A 13,322-nucleotide genomic window follows, 5' to 3' on the forward strand; every position below is an offset into this window, starting at 1 on the left:
GCCCGTCGCGCGTGAACGTCAGGTGCCCGGGGTCGTCCTGCCGCGTGCCGAAGCCGAGGACGGCCTGGTAGAAGGGCGCGACCGCGGCGGTGTCGCGCGTGAGGAGTTCGGACCAGGAGTGGGCGCCGGGAACGCCCGTCACGGCGAAGCCCGCGTGCTCGGCGGGCTGCCACAGCCCGAAGCCCGCGCCACCCGGGTCCGAGGCGAGGGCGAGCCGCCCGGCACCCGGCGAGTCGAGCGGCCCGACCCCGACGGTGCCCCCGCGGGCGCGCACCGAGGCGGCCAGTTCGTCGACGTCCGGCGTGCCGAAGTACGTGGTCCAGGCGACCGGGAGGCCCGTGCCCGGGGGCAGTTGCCCGAGCCCGGCGACCGGCCGGCCGTCGAGCAGCGCGCGGGCGTAGGGGCCGAGCCTGCGCGGACCGTCCGCGAACTCCCAGCCGAAGAGCGCCCCGTAGAACTCGCGTGCCGCGCCGGGCTCGCGCACCATCAGGCTCACCCAGCACGGTTCCCCGCGCACCGCTTGCGTCATGCCGTCCCGCTCCTTCGCCGCCCGTGCCCCGGCCATCGCGCCTCGCTCTCCCGCCCGCTCCACCCGCACCCGGCGTACCGGCTGCCACGGTGCGTACCCGATTGTGCACCTCTCGTGGCGCGGACGACCCGTCCGGGACCGGCGGGCCCCGCCTTCGCCGCGCGAGCGCGCGCACCGGGGGACGTACGGGGCGTGCGGACGGGCGCGGGGCGCGCGGGCGGGGGAGTGCGCCCGGAGGCGGTGGGCCAGGATGATCCCATGACCACTTCGCGACCCGCCCCCGTCTCCCCTCTCATCGACGCCGACACCCTCGCCACCGCCCTCGCCGGGCCCCGCCCGCCCGTCGTCCTCGACGTGCGCTACCGGCTCGGGCAGCCCAGCCAGCGGCCCGCCTACCTCGAAGGGCACGTGCCGGGTGCCGTCTTCGTCGACCTCGACACCCAGCTCGCCGCCCCGCCGGGACCGCACGGACGCCACCCGCTGCCCGAGCCCGGGGACTTCGGCGCGGCGATGCGCGCCGCCGGGGTGAGCGGGGACAGCCAGGTCGTCGTGTACGACGACGGCCAGGGCTGGGCGGCGGCCCGGACGTGGTGGCTGCTGCGCTGGGCGGGGCACCCGGCGGTACGGGTGCTCGACGGCGGATTCCCGTCCTGGACCGGGGCCTTGGAGACCGGCGCGCCGGTCCCCGCGGCGGGCGACTTCGTGCCGCGGCCGGGCGCGCTGCCGACGCTCGACGCGGAGAGCGCGGCCGAACTGGCGCGTACGGGGCTGCTGTTCGACGCGCGGGCGGGGGAGCGGTACCGGGGCGAGGTGGAGCCGATCGATCCCGTGGGCGGCCACATCCCGGGCGCGGTGTCGGCGCCGACGGCCGAGAACGTACTTCCCGACGGGCGCTTCCGGCCCGTCGCGGAACTGCGGGCGCGCTTCGCGGACTTGGGAGCGGACGGCGCCCAGGCGGTGGGCGTGTACTGCGGATCGGGCGTCTCGGCGGCGCAGGAGGTGCTGGCCCTCGAACTCGCCGGGGTGCGGGCCGCGCTCTACCCGGGGTCGTGGTCCGAGTGGACGGCGGACGGCGGGCGGCCGGTCGCGACCGGACCCGAGCGGGGCTGACGCGAGCCGAAGCCGGCCGCGGGGCGCGCCCCGTCGAGAGCGCCCCCCCCGCGCCGGCTTCAGTCCTGCTGTTTCTTGCGCCGCGTGCCGAACACGATCTCGTCCCAGCTCGGGACCGCCGCACGACGGCCCGGGCGGACGCCGTCCGCCTCGGCCTGACGGTCGGTGGAGCCGATGAGCCGGTCGCGGTGGCTGGAGACCGCGCGCGGCATGAGCACGTCCGCATACGCGGAACCCGCCGAGGCCGCGGGGGCCGGGGGCTCCTCGACCTCGGGCTCGCGCTCCGGCTCGTCCTGCCCCGTACGCTCCACCGGCGAGCGCTCGGGCACCACCATGTCGCCGCGGAAGCTCGGCACCGCCTCCAGGAGACTCGTCAGCGAGTCGCGCCCCGAGTCGGCCGAGGCCGCGGGGGTCAGGTCCTCGTCCTCGTCCTCGACGACCGGCGCCTGAGGGAGGGCCGGCGGGCGGTCGGGGAGCGCGGGACGGTCCCGGTCGAAGCGGTCGATCGTGCGCTCGCGCGGCAGCCGCGCGATGCGGGGCACGAACGGCATGGGCTCGGACGGGGACAGCTCGTCGGACTCGCCGATGAGCGCCCGCGCCTCGTCGTCCACGGCCTGCACGAGCCGGCGCGGCGGGTCGTACGTCCAGCTCGCCGAGCGCGTCTCGCCCACGAGCCGGTAGACGAGCAGGACCTCCCAGGTGCCGTCGTCGCGGCGCCAGGAGTCCCACTGCGCGGTCTCCTTGTCGGCCCCGCGCATCATCAGCCGCTCCTGCACGGCGTCGCCGAGCTGGGGGCCCGCGGACTCGCCGGGACGGCGTACGGGGGTCTTGCGGGCCCGCTCCGCCATGAACGCGCGCTCGGCCAGGACGGGGCCCTCGAAGCGGCGTACGCGGTCCACGGGGATGCCCGCGAGCTGCGCGACTTCCTCCGCGCTCGCCCCTGCTCTTATACGGGCCTGGATGTCCCGCGGCCGCAGGTGGCTCTCGACCTCGATCTCGATCTGGCCGAGGCGCGGCCTGTCGCCGCGCACGGCGGCGCGCAGCCGCTCGTCGATGGCGAGGGTGTACTCCGTGTTGTCGGCAGCTTTCAGCACGAGACGTGTGCCGTCGTTGCTGACGGCCACGACACGCAGTTCGGGCATGGGGACCTCCCGGGTGGTGCCTGCCGACGTCACGTGCGTCGCTGCTTCCGCTAGTCGAGTGTGGCCTGCCCGGGTGCAGCCTGCCACAACCTTGCCGAGTTGCCCGGCGTGTCGGGCAAGGGCCCTGACACTCCGTTATGGCACGGTACTCATTTGCAACGCTGAGTGACCACCCGGACCCCCCGAAGGCGACGGAACTCTCCCACCGCCACCGGGTCGTCCCCTCGCGGACGGACCCGCTCCGGCCGGATGGCCGGCCGCTCCGGTGCGAAGAGTCCCGGGCACCCTGACGGGAGACCGGACCCAGGGCTGTCGACAATACTCCATTCGGGCCACCCGTGGTGGGGCGACGCTCCGCCGGACTTCCCCCGCGCCGGGGGTGGGCGGGACCGGTGGACGGTCGCCGGGCGTTTCGCGGGCGCTCGCGCGGGCACCGGGCGGGATGCGTCCGGCCGCCGGGTGGCGCGCTTCACAAAATCCACGGAACCGGAACCAATCGATTCGCTCGACAGTCACTTCCTGCGGCAAGGTGGACGAAAGGCGATGTAAGGCAGGTAGATGCAGAAGGAAGCCGTGAAGGGCGACACACCTCACATACGTGGCGGACGGCCGCCCGCGGGTGGGGCCGTCGCCGAGGAGTCGAAGCCCGCCAAGCGCCTCGATCTGAGCGTGCCCCAGGTGGCCGGTTCGGCCGTCGCCTCGGTCGCCGCCGCGATCGCCGCGTCCCAACTCGGGGTCTACGGCACGGTCATCGGCGCCGGGGTCATGAGCATCGTGGCGACGACGGGGGGCAGCGTTTTCCAGCATCTCTTCCGCAGAACGGGCGAGCAGATCCGCGACGCGGCCGGGCAGGTCATCCCCCGGCACGGAGTTCCGCAGGACGGCGCGGGCGAGCCGGTGCCGCCGACGTTCCTCGCGCACCCGGAGCGGCACCTCGCGGAGGTCCCGGAGCCGCGCGCCGAGGCCACGACCGTCCTGCCGCGCGCGGACGGCGATCCCACGACCGTCCTCCCGGCCGCCGACGCGGACCCGACCACGGTGCTCCCTGCGGCGGTGCCGCACGAGGACGCGACGCGGGTGCTCCGTACGGGGCTGGAGGAGCCCGTCCCCGACGACGAGTCGCGCCTGATGCCCGCCGTCCCCGCCGACGAGGCCACGCGGCTGCTCGGCGCCGTCCCCGAGGACGACGCGACGCGCGTGCTCGGGGCCGCTCCCCGGAACGAGGCGACCCGCGCGCTCGGAGTGGCCCGCGAGGACGAGGCGACGCGCCTGCTCCGCCCCGCGACCGACCCGTACAGCGCGCCCGTCACGCACCAGAGCCCCCGGAAGCTGCGCGGCTGGCGCAAGCCGTTGCTCACGGCCGTGGGCGTCTTCGCCGTCTCGATGGCGGGCATCACGGGGTACGAACTCCTCGCCGGCCACCCGCTGAGCGGGGGTTCGGGCTCCACGATCAGCAAGCTCGGCGGCAACGGCGGCAGTCACCACGAGGCGCCGCCCCAGCATTCGACGCCCTCGCCGTCGACGGGCTCGACCGGCTCGACGGACGGGAACGAGGACGGCTCCTCGTCGCCGACGCCGGGCGACAGCCCCTCGCCGAGCCAGTCGCAGGAGAAGAAGGACGGGAGCAAGGACCCGAGCGCGCCGGACGAGGGCACGAAGCAGCGTGAGCAGCGTCAGCCGTCGCCGAGCACGACGCCCGACCCGACCCAGTCGACCCCCGGCACGGGCCAGGAGTCGGGCGGGAGCACGGACTCCGGCACGGGCGACCAGGGCGACACGGGTCAGCAGCAGCCGGAGGAGGGCGCGGCGACGCCGACGCCGTGAGGGGCCGACCCTCCCGGTCCGGGCAGGACGCGGTCCGGGAGGGGTACCGGTCCGGGAGGTGGCCCGTCCCGGGGCCGCCGCTCAGTCCCCCAGCACCCGCCGCAGGTACGGGTTCGTGAAGAGGCGGTTGGGGTCGAGGCGGTCGCGGAGGGCCGTGAACTCCGCGAAGCGGGGGTAGGCCTCCGTGAGGTAGGCCGCGTCGCGGGTGTGGACCTTGCCCCAGTGGGGGCGGCCCGCGTGGGCGGTGAAGATCTTCTCCGCCGCCGTGAAGTACTCGCGGTACGGCGTGCCCCGGTACATGTGGACCGCGACGTAGCCCGTGTCCCGGCCGCTCGCCGTGGAGAGGGCGAGGTCGTCGGCGGGGGCGCTGCGGACCTCGACCGGGAAGCTCACCCGCAGGCGGGAGCGCTCGATCATCGCCTTCAGTTCGCGCAGCACCGAGGGGACCTCGGCGCGCGGCACCGCGTACTCCATCTCCACGAACCGCACCCGGCGCGGGCTCGTGTACACCTTGTACGGAATGTCCGTGTACGTCCGTGCCGAGAGTGCCCGGCTGGAGACGCGGGCCACCGCCGGGATCGTCGCCGGGACCGCGCGGCCCAGCGAATTGACCACCTGGAAGAGGCCGTTGGAGAGGAACTCGTCCTCGAACCAGCCGCTGAGCCTCGGCACCGGGCGCGCCGGTCCCTGGCTGCGGTTGTTGCGCTTGGTGTTGGTGCTGTCGGTGTGCGGGAACCAGTAGAACTCGAAGTGCTCGTTCTCGGTCACGAGTTGTTCGTACTCGGCGAGTACCCGGTCCAGCGGCATCGGTTCCTCGCGCGCGGTGAGCAGGAAGACCGGTTCGACGTGGAAGGTGAGAGAGGTGAGGACGCCGAGCGCGCCGAGGCCGACGCGCCCCGCGGCGAAGACGTCCGCGTTCTCCTCGGGGGTGCAGTTCAGGAGGGTGCCGTCGGCCGTGAGGAGTTCGAATCCGGCCATCTGCGCGGCGATCGAGCCGGAGTCGCGGCCCGTGCCGTGGGTGCCCGTGCTGACCGCGCCCGCCACGGTCTGCTCCATGATGTCGCCCATGTTCGTGAGGGAGAGCCCCTCGCGGGCGAGCGCGGCATTGAGGCGCTTGAGCGGGGTGCCCGCCTCAACCGTGATCGTCATGGCCTCGCGGTCGATGCGCCGGATGCCGGTGAGGAGCTGCGGGCGGACGAGGACGCCGTCCGTCGCGGAGACGGCGGTGAAGGAGTGCCCCGTGCCCGCCGGTTTGACCGTGAGGCCCTGTTCGGCCGCGCGGCGCAGCACCCCGGCCAGCTCCTCGACCGAGGCGGGACTCTCCTCGCGGGCCGGGCGGGCCGTGATGTTGCCGCCCCAGTTACGCCAGGTCCCGCTCGGCCGCGCCGTCCCCGGCGCGCTCCGGGGCCCCGGCACGACCGGTATCCGGGTCCCCTCCGGCCCCATCGCTCCCGGCACTGCCTGCTCGTTGCTCATCCTGCGCCCCTCCCCGCTGCGGAACCGGCCTGTCGAGCCGGCGGTACCCCAGGAACGCCACCACGACCGCGACCGCCCCGGCAACCCCCGGGACCGCGTACCCCGCCTTCGGCCCCGAGGCGTCGATGACCCAGCCCGCCACGGAGGAGCCGAGCGCGACACCGACGGCGAGACCGGTGCTCACCCAGGTCATGCCCTCGGTGAGCTTCGCGCGGGGCACGTGCTGCTCGACGAGGGCCATCGTCGTCGTCATCGTGGGAGCGATCGTGAGGCCCGCGAAGAACAGCGCCACGGCCAGAAGCGGAAGGTTCCCGACCAGTTGGAGGGGGATCATACTCACGCCCACGAGGCAGACCCCGATGAGCCAGCGCCGGGCGGGCGGCCGGGTGAAGTGGAAGAGCCCGAAGACGGCGCCCGCGAGGCAGGAGCCGAGCGCATAGACGGCGAGGACGAGGCTCGCCGCCGCCTTGTGCCCGCGGTCCTCGGCGAAGGCGACCGTGACGACGTCGATCGCGCCGAACATGACGCCGGTCGACACGAAGGTGAGGACGAGGACCCGCAGCCCCACGGAGCGCATCGCGCTGCCGCGCTCGTGCTGCCCGGCCGGGTGCACCGCCGGTTCGGTGGCCTTCTGCCCGGAGAGCCAGAAGACGCCGACGGCGAGGAAGCAGCCCGCGAGCAGCGGCCCCGCCTCGGGGAACCACGCCGTGCACAGGCCGATCGAGATGATCGGTCCGAGGACGAAGCACACCTCGTCGACGACCGACTCGAAGGAGTACGCGGTGTGCAGCATGCGCGGCTCGTCGCGGTAGAGCGCCGCCCACCGCGAGCGCACCATCGAGCCGACGCTCGGCACACAGCCGATCCCGGCGGCGAAGACGAAGAGCGTCCAGTCCGGCGCCTCGTACACGGTCGCGAGCAGGAGCCCCGCCGTCGCGGCGAGCCCGATGAGCGTCGCGGGCCGCAGCACCCGCCGCTGCCCGTGCCGGTCCACGAGCCGCGAGAGCTGCGGACCGAGCACCGCCGCGGCGAGCGCGATCGTCGCCGAGAGGCCGCCCGCGAGCCCGTACCGGCCCGTGAGCTGGGAGATCATCGTGACGACGCCGATGCCCATCATCGCCAGCGGCATCCGCCCGATGAGCCCCGCCGCCGAGAAGGACAGGGTGCCGGGCACGCGGAAGATCGCGCGGTAGGGGCTGGGCAAGGCGGGCTCCGGGCAGGCGTACGGGCACAGGGCGGACGGGGCCGTCGTGTGCGGGGGAGGAGGGACGGGAGGACTGGGAGTAAGCAGTGAACCCGGTCCGGTGAGCTTACGCAGTCGGGCGGGTTTTCGCACGGGCGTCGTGCGCCGTGCCGCTGGTGGCAGGATCGGAGCCATGGCCGAAGCTCTCGATCCCACCACCTCAGGGGCCACCCCCTACGACGCCCTCCTGCTGCTCTCCTTCGGCGGCCCCGAAGGACCCGAGGACGTCGTCCCCTTCCTGGAGAACGTGACCCGGGGGCGGGGCATCCCCCGCGAACGGCTCAAGGAAGTCGGGCAGCACTACTTCCTCTTCGGCGGGGTCAGCCCCATCAACGGCCAGAACCGCGAACTGCTGCAGGCGCTGCGCACCGACTTCGCCGGGCACGGCCTCGACCTGCCCGTGTACTGGGGCAACCGCAACTGGGCCCCCTACCTCACCGACACGCTCCGCGAGATGGTCCGGGACGGCCGCCGCCGCATCGCCGTGCTGTGCACGAGCGCCTACGCCTCCTACTCCGGCTGCCGCCAGTACCGCGAGAACCTCGCCGACTCACTCGCCGAACTGGAGGCAGAGGGCCTCCCGGTGCCGGCCGTCGACAAGCTGCGGCACTACTTCAACCACCCCGGCTTCGTCGAGCCGGTCGTCGACGGCGTCCTGCGCTCCCTCGCGGAGCTGCCCGAGGACGTACGGGACGGTGCCCACCTCGCCTTCACGACGCACTCCATCCCGGTCTCGGCCGCCGACACCTCGGGCGCGCCCGAGGCGCACGGCGACGGCGGCGCGTACGTCAAGGAGCACCTCGACGTCGCCGCCGTCGTCCACGCCGCCGTGCGCGAGCGGACCGGCGTCGACCACCCGTGGCGGCTCGTCTACCAGTCCCGCAGCGGCGCCCCGCACATCCCGTGGCTGGAACCCGACATCTGCGAGCACTTGGAGGCGGAGCACGCGGCCGGGGTCCCCGCGGTCGTCATGGCGCCGATCGGCTTCGTGTCGGACCACATGGAGGTCCTCTACGACCTCGACACGGAGGCGACGGCGAAGGCGGCGGAGCTGGGACTGCCGGTGCGGAGGTCCGCGACGGTGGGCAGCGATCCGCGGTTCGCGGCGGCGGTGCGGGAATTGGTGCTGGAGCGGGCGGCCGTGGAGCGGGGGGAGGCGACCGCGCGGTGCGCGCTGGGCGCCTTGGGCGCCAGTCATGACGTGTGCCCTGTCGGGTGCTGTCCCGCGCGGGTGCCGCGGCCTGCCGCCGCCGGGGCCTAGCGGCCCGGTGTTTCGGGGCTCCGCCCCGGACCCCGCTCCTCAAGCGCCGGAGGGGCTGGTTTCCGGCCCCTGGTGTTTTCGGACACCCTAGATCTCAGGAGAACCATGACCGATCAGCTTGCTCAGGAACTGCTGCCCCTCGCCCTCGAAGCCGCCCGGAGGGCCGGTGCGTTCCTGCGGGACTCGCGGCCCGCCGATCTCGGGGTCGCCGCGACCAAGACGAGCCCCGTCGACGTCGTGACCGAGATGGACCTCGCCTCCGAGAAGCTCATCACCGCGTTCCTCGCCGAGCACCGGCCCGAGGACGGCGTGCTGGGGGAGGAGGGCGCGAGCCGCGAGGGGACGAGTGGCGTGCGGTGGGTCATCGACCCCGTGGACGGGACGGTGAACTACCTGTACGGGCTGCCGAGCTGGTGCGTGTCGATCGCGGCGCAGCGGGACGGCGAGACGATCGTCGGCGTCGTGGACGCGCCCGTGCGCGGTGAGGTGTACCACGCGGTACGCGGCGGCGGGGCCTGGCTCGGGGAGCGGGCGCTGCGTGTGCGGCCCCCGGCCGAGGAGGGGCGGGCGCTCGTCGGGACCGGCTTCGGCTACCTCGCCGAGCGCCGGGCGCACCAGGCCGAGGTCATCGCCGGGCTCATCACCTCGGTGCGCGACATACGCCGCGGCGGCTCGGCCGCGATCGACCTGTGCGACGTGGCGGCGGGCCGGCTCGACGCGTACTACGAGCGCGGCCTCAACCCCTGGGACTACGCGGCAGGCGACCTCATCGCCCGCGAGGCGGGCGCCCGCACCGGCGGTCGCCCCGGCGAACCGCTGAGCCCCGAGCTGACCGTCGCGGCCCCTCCCGGCCTCTTCGAAAGCCTTCAGGCGCGCCTGGAGGAGCTGGGGGCCTGGCACGACTGAGCGCCGGGGCGACGGGGCGCGGGCATACGCAGGGGCCGGTACGCGTGCTGCGTACCGGCCCCTGCGCGACGGGTCTCAGGCGTGCTGGACCGGGCGGGACGGCGCGTGGTCGGCGGCCTGCACGGCGTCGAAGTCGACTCCGTGCTCGGTGGCGAGCCGGCGCAGGTCGTCCAGGTCCGATTCCTCCACGTCCACCAGGAAATCGTCGCCGCTGCGACGCGCCCGGTCGAGGTCGGACTTGGTGTTCCTTATGCGCTGGAGCAGCGCGGCGGTGAAAGCGTCCATGGTGCGCCCCCTCGTCATGGTCGTGGGTCGGCGGCACGGGGTGTGCCAGACAGGGGCGGTCAGCCGGCGCCGCTCGGCTCAAAGCGGAACGGCACGCCCTGAGGGCGTGCCGCGTACCGGACGTGATCGCGGGGTGTCCTCGGGTCATCCCCAGCGCGCCGCTCCCGGAAACCTCCCCGTCGGATAGTCACGCGAATTCGTGGACGGATACACGGATTTCCCCCGGTGGACGCGCCAGGTTTCCACCGCGTACGTTCCATGATCACGGCGCCCGCCCGTCCGCGATCACGCGGCGCCCGCCCGCGCCGTGACCACGCCGCCCGCCCGTTCCGTGATCAGCCGTCCCCCCGGGCATTTTCGGCCGTGCACGGGCAGTGATAAGGCGTGGCTAAGGGCTTACCGCCGGTTTATGGCCGAAAGGGGCAGGATGGAGGTTCCACAACTGTCGTCGCGCGCGCCCCGCCACCCGCCCCGAGCCGGGGCGGGTCAGCGCGCCGCGCCCCCGCGCCGGGGGCGCCCACGGAAAGGACCAGCCACGTGCGCGTACTCGTCGTCGAGGACGAGCAGTTGCTCGCCGATGCGGTGGCCACCGGACTGCGCCGGGAGGCCATGGCGGTCGACGTCGTGTACGACGGAGCCGCGGCCCTGGAGCGCGTCGAGGTCAACGACTACGACGTCCTCGTCCTCGACCGTGACCTTCCTCTCGTCCACGGCGACGACGTCTGCCGCCGCGTTGTCGAGCTGGGCCTGCCCACGCGGGTCCTCATGCTCACCGCGTCGGGGGACGTCAGCGACCGCGTCGAGGGGCTGGAGCTGGGCGCCGACGACTACCTCCCCAAGCCCTTCGCCTTCAGCGAGCTGATCGCCCGCGTCCGTGCCCTCGGCCGGCGGACGAGTGTGCCGCTGCCGCCGGTCCTGGAGCGGGCCGGGATCAAGCTCGACCCCAACCGCAGGGAGATCTTCCGGGACGGCAGGGAGATCCAGCTCGCGCCGAAGGAGTTCGCCGTCCTCGAAGTGCTCATGCGCAGCGAGGGCGCCGTCGTCTCCGCCGAGCAGCTCCTGGAGAAGGCGTGGGACGAGAACACCGACCCCTTCACCAACGTCGTCCGGGTCACCGTGATGACCCTGCGCCGCAAGCTCGGTGAGCCCGCCGTCATCGTCACCGTCCCCGGCTCCGGCTACCGGATCTGAGTTCCCCATGGCCCCGTCCCCCTCCCGGCAGGGCGCCGCTCGCGCGCCCCGGCCCCCCGGCCGCCCGCCCGTTCCGCCCAAGCCCGTCCGCCCCCCGTTCAGCGCGCCCGAGCCCCCGTTCCCCTGGCTGCGCCCGACCATCCGGATACGGCTCACCCTGCTCTACGGCGGGATGTTCCTCATCGCGGGCATCCTGCTGCTCTCGATCATCTACCTGCTCGCCGTGCAGGCGGTCGGCGTCGGCCAGAAACTGCCCTTCGAGATCGGTGGCAACGTCACGATCTCCAGCGCCGACTGCCCGCAGCTCGCCAACCTGTCCGGCAGCGTGCACCCGCAGGCCGACTTCCAGGACGCGCTCAACGCCTGCGTGAGCCAGCAGCGCCAGCGCGCCCTCGACCACCTGCTCTCGCGCTCGCTCCTCGCCCTCCTCGGGCTCAGCGTCATCGCCTTCGCCTTCGGCTACGCGATGGCGGGCCGGGTCCTGTCGCCGCTCGGGCGGATCACCCGGACGGCGCGTCAGGTGGCCGGTTCCGACCTCACCCGGCGGATCAAGCTGGATGGTCCCGACGACGAGCTGAAGGAACTCGCCGACACCTTCGACGAGATGCTGGAGCGCCTGGAGCGCGCCTTCACCGCGCAACAGCGCTTCGTCGCCAACGCCTCGCACGAGCTGCGCACTCCGCTCGCGATCAACCGGACGCTCCTCGAAGTCCAGCTCTCCGACCCGGAGGCGCCCCCCGAGCTCCAGCAGCTCGGCAAGACCCTGCTCGCGACGAACGAGCGCAGCGAACTGCTCGTCGAGGGCCTGCTCCTCCTCGCCCGCAGCGACAACCAGCTCGTCGAGCGCGGCCCCGTCGACCTCGCCGAGGTCGCCGACCGGGCCATCGACCAGGCGCGCGGCGAGGCGGCGGCGCGGGACGTGGAGATCCGGGGCACCCGCGCCCCGGCCGAGGTCGACGGCAACGGCGTGCTCCTGGAGCGTGTCGCCCTCAACCTCGTGCAGAACGCGATCCGCTACAACGTGCCGCCCCCGGCGGCCGGGCTCGCCAAGGACGCGGGCGCTCCCGCCAAGGACGGCGAGAAGGCCGCCCGGGAGCGCGGCTGGGTCGAGGTGACCACCGAGGCCCAGCACGGGCAGGCGGTGCTGGTCGTGAGCAACACGGGGCCCGTCGTGCCCGCGTACGAGATCGAGAACATCTTCGAGCCGTTCCGCCGCCTGCGCACCGAACGCACGGGCAGCGACAAGGGCGCGGGCCTCGGTCTGTCGATCGTGCGCTCCATCGTCCGGGCGCACGGCGCGCGCATCCACGCCGAGCCGAGAGAGGGGGGCGGACTCGTGATGCGAGTCACACTGCCCCTGTGAGCGGAGCGTGCCGGGAAGAATGCGATACGTGTTCCCCGGTTCGCCCGACACGGGCCACGACGCACCGTGACCCGGTCGCCTTGTTCGCTTTGCGAGGAATTTTCGGGACCTGCGTCCGTGTTCGGTCTGTGTGATCGATCACAAGAGCGGGTTTTCAGACATTCACAATGGGTGACCTCTGAGGGCCCCGAAAAGCCCGGAAAATCGGGGTTTTCGCGGGGGTGGATCACGGGAAGTACACGGGGAGGCCCGTCCCCGGTGCGACTGTCGTACCGGTTACGGTGCGCACCAGCACTTCCCTACGCCCCTGGTCAAGGGGGCGCGAGAAGTGTCGATTGAGTAACAGACCTTGATGTGAGGCAAAATCTCCGCCTCGGGTCGGGCACAAGTCCGGCCTCTCACGCGTTACGAGCGCTGAGACACCGCACAGAACCCAGAGGGGGAGAGCGACATGGCTACGGACTACGACACTCCACGCAAGACCGACGACGACCTCAACGAGGACAGCCTCGAAGAGCTCAAGGCCCGGCGCAACGACAAGACCACCTCGACCGTCGACGTCGACGAGTTCGAGGAGGCGGCCGGGATGGAGCTGCCAGGGGCCGACCTCTCCAACGAGGAGCTGGCGGTCCGCGTCCTGCCCAAGCAGCAGGACGAATTCACCTGCATGAGCTGCTTCCTGGTGCACCACCGCAGCCAGCTCGCGCGGGAGAAGAACGGGCAGCCGATCTGCCGCGACTGCGACTGAGGGCGGGGCGGCCGTGACCGGCTCGACCCCTCCCTGGAAGCGGCGGCGCACCGCGTCGTCGGACGGCTCGGAGCGGCGTGTACGCGCGAACGAGCGAGGCCGTGCGGCCTCGCTCGAAGAGCGGGACGCGCAGGACGCCGCTGCGGCCCTTCTCCCGGCCCAGCAGCCCCCCACCGGGGCCGAGGAGCCGGGCACCGCCCCCGGGCGGGACGCGGCGGCCGCACGCGGCGAGAAGCCCGCGCGC

12 protein-coding genes and 1 pseudogene are annotated in these 13,322 nt (G+C 73.5%); 8 read left to right on the plus strand and 5 right to left on the minus strand.

Annotated features, from left to right (window positions below; translation table 11 throughout):
- On the minus strand, positions 1 to 565 hold a 565-nt coding region (locus G3I42_RS15390; protein ID WP_164286347.1), incomplete at its 3' end, for a VOC family protein.
- 222 nt (positions 566 to 787) lie between these two features.
- Here G3I42_RS15390 and G3I42_RS15395 point away from each other — a divergent pair.
- A complete protein-coding gene (locus tag G3I42_RS15395; protein WP_164286350.1) occupies positions 788 to 1,639 on the plus strand; it encodes a sulfurtransferase in 852 nt (283 codons plus the stop codon).
- A 59-nt stretch (positions 1,640 to 1,698) separates the two neighbouring features.
- On the opposite strand, the gene sepH is transcribed toward G3I42_RS15395, so the two are convergent.
- Positions 1,699 to 2,781, minus strand: coding sequence for a septation protein SepH (sepH, locus tag G3I42_RS15400; protein ID WP_164286352.1), 1,083 nt, complete (start codon positions 2,779 to 2,781; stop codon positions 1,699 to 1,701).
- Between the two features lie 558 nt (positions 2,782 to 3,339).
- Between sepH and G3I42_RS15405 the strand changes: the two genes are divergently transcribed.
- On the plus strand, positions 3,340 to 4,605 hold the full coding sequence (locus G3I42_RS15405; protein WP_164286354.1) for a hypothetical protein: 1,266 nt from the start codon (positions 3,340 to 3,342) through the stop codon (positions 4,603 to 4,605).
- Between the two features lie 81 nt (positions 4,606 to 4,686).
- On the opposite strand, the gene G3I42_RS15410 is transcribed toward G3I42_RS15405, so the two are convergent.
- Together G3I42_RS15410 and G3I42_RS15415 are read right to left on the minus strand one after the other, a co-directional pair.
- Complete coding sequence (locus G3I42_RS15410; RefSeq protein ID WP_164286365.1) at positions 4,687 to 6,051, minus strand: D-arabinono-1,4-lactone oxidase; 1,365 nt, start codon at positions 6,049 to 6,051, stop codon at positions 4,687 to 4,689.
- A complete protein-coding gene (locus G3I42_RS15415; protein WP_164286356.1) occupies positions 5,966 to 7,285 on the minus strand; it encodes an MFS transporter in 1,320 nt (439 codons plus the stop codon). Before G3I42_RS15415 ends, G3I42_RS15410 begins: the two co-directional genes overlap by 86 nt.
- A gap of 172 nt (positions 7,286 to 7,457) precedes the next feature.
- Here G3I42_RS15415 and G3I42_RS15420 point away from each other — a divergent pair, with 172 nt between their 5' ends.
- Entirely contained in the window at positions 7,458 to 8,585 is a 1,128-nt protein-coding gene (locus G3I42_RS15420) for a ferrochelatase (protein ID WP_164286358.1), read from the plus strand.
- 105 nt (positions 8,586 to 8,690) lie between these two features.
- On the plus strand, positions 8,691 to 9,491 hold the full coding sequence (locus G3I42_RS15425) for an inositol monophosphatase family protein (RefSeq protein WP_164286360.1): 801 nt from the start codon (positions 8,691 to 8,693) through the stop codon (positions 9,489 to 9,491).
- 75 nt (positions 9,492 to 9,566) lie between these two features.
- Here G3I42_RS15425 and G3I42_RS15430 read toward each other — a convergent pair whose 3' ends face one another.
- The gene (locus G3I42_RS15430; RefSeq protein WP_164286363.1) at positions 9,567 to 9,776 is read right to left on the minus strand and encodes a hypothetical protein; all 210 of its coding nucleotides are present in this window, start codon (positions 9,774 to 9,776) and stop codon (positions 9,567 to 9,569) included.
- Positions 9,777 to 10,313: 537 nt separating this feature from the next.
- On the opposite strand from G3I42_RS15430, the gene G3I42_RS15435 reads away from it, so the two are divergent.
- The 4 genes and pseudogenes from G3I42_RS15435 to G3I42_RS15450 all read left to right on the plus strand — a co-directional run.
- Entirely contained in the window at positions 10,314 to 10,967 is a 654-nt protein-coding gene (locus tag G3I42_RS15435) for a response regulator transcription factor (protein WP_008745216.1), read from the plus strand.
- 7 nt (positions 10,968 to 10,974) lie between these two features.
- Complete coding sequence (locus G3I42_RS15440; RefSeq protein ID WP_203606850.1) at positions 10,975 to 12,330, plus strand: HAMP domain-containing sensor histidine kinase; 1,356 nt, start codon at positions 10,975 to 10,977, stop codon at positions 12,328 to 12,330.
- Between the two features lie 451 nt (positions 12,331 to 12,781).
- Positions 12,782 to 13,078 carry a DUF4193 domain-containing protein gene (locus G3I42_RS15445; RefSeq protein WP_007821276.1) on the plus strand — a complete coding sequence of 99 codons (297 nt, stop codon included), beginning with the start codon at positions 12,782 to 12,784 and terminating at the stop codon, positions 13,076 to 13,078.
- Between the two features lie 13 nt (positions 13,079 to 13,091).
- Positions 13,092 to 13,322, plus strand: a pseudogene (locus G3I42_RS15450) (hypothetical protein); the annotation flags it as partial.

Origin of the sequence: Streptomyces sp. SID11385 (assembly GCF_010548245.1) — a bacterium.
Taxonomy (GTDB): domain Bacteria; phylum Actinomycetota; class Actinomycetes; order Streptomycetales; family Streptomycetaceae; genus Streptomyces.

Bases quoted from the DNA above. Each gene is read 5' to 3' on its own strand.
- G3I42_RS15425 (WP_164286360.1), top strand. From the start codon at position 8,691: ATGACCGATCAGCTTGCTCAGGAACTGCTGCCCCTCGCCCTCGAAGCC.
- sepH (WP_164286352.1), bottom strand. From the start codon at position 2,781: ATGCCCGAACTGCGTGTCGTGGCCGTCAGCAACGACGGCACACGTCTC.
- G3I42_RS15420 (WP_164286358.1), top strand. From the start codon at position 7,458: ATGGCCGAAGCTCTCGATCCCACCACCTCAGGGGCCACCCCCTACGAC.
- G3I42_RS15445 (WP_007821276.1), top strand. From the start codon at position 12,782: ATGGCTACGGACTACGACACTCCACGCAAGACCGACGACGACCTCAAC.
- G3I42_RS15430 (WP_164286363.1), bottom strand. From the start codon at position 9,776: ATGGACGCTTTCACCGCCGCGCTGCTCCAGCGCATAAGGAACACCAAG.
- G3I42_RS15405 (WP_164286354.1), top strand. From the start codon at position 3,340: ATGCAGAAGGAAGCCGTGAAGGGCGACACACCTCACATACGTGGCGGA.
- G3I42_RS15440 (WP_203606850.1), top strand. From the start codon at position 10,975: ATGGCCCCGTCCCCCTCCCGGCAGGGCGCCGCTCGCGCGCCCCGGCCC.
- G3I42_RS15410 (WP_164286365.1), bottom strand. From the start codon at position 6,051: ATGGGGCCGGAGGGGACCCGGATACCGGTCGTGCCGGGGCCCCGGAGC.
- G3I42_RS15395 (WP_164286350.1), top strand. From the start codon at position 788: ATGACCACTTCGCGACCCGCCCCCGTCTCCCCTCTCATCGACGCCGAC.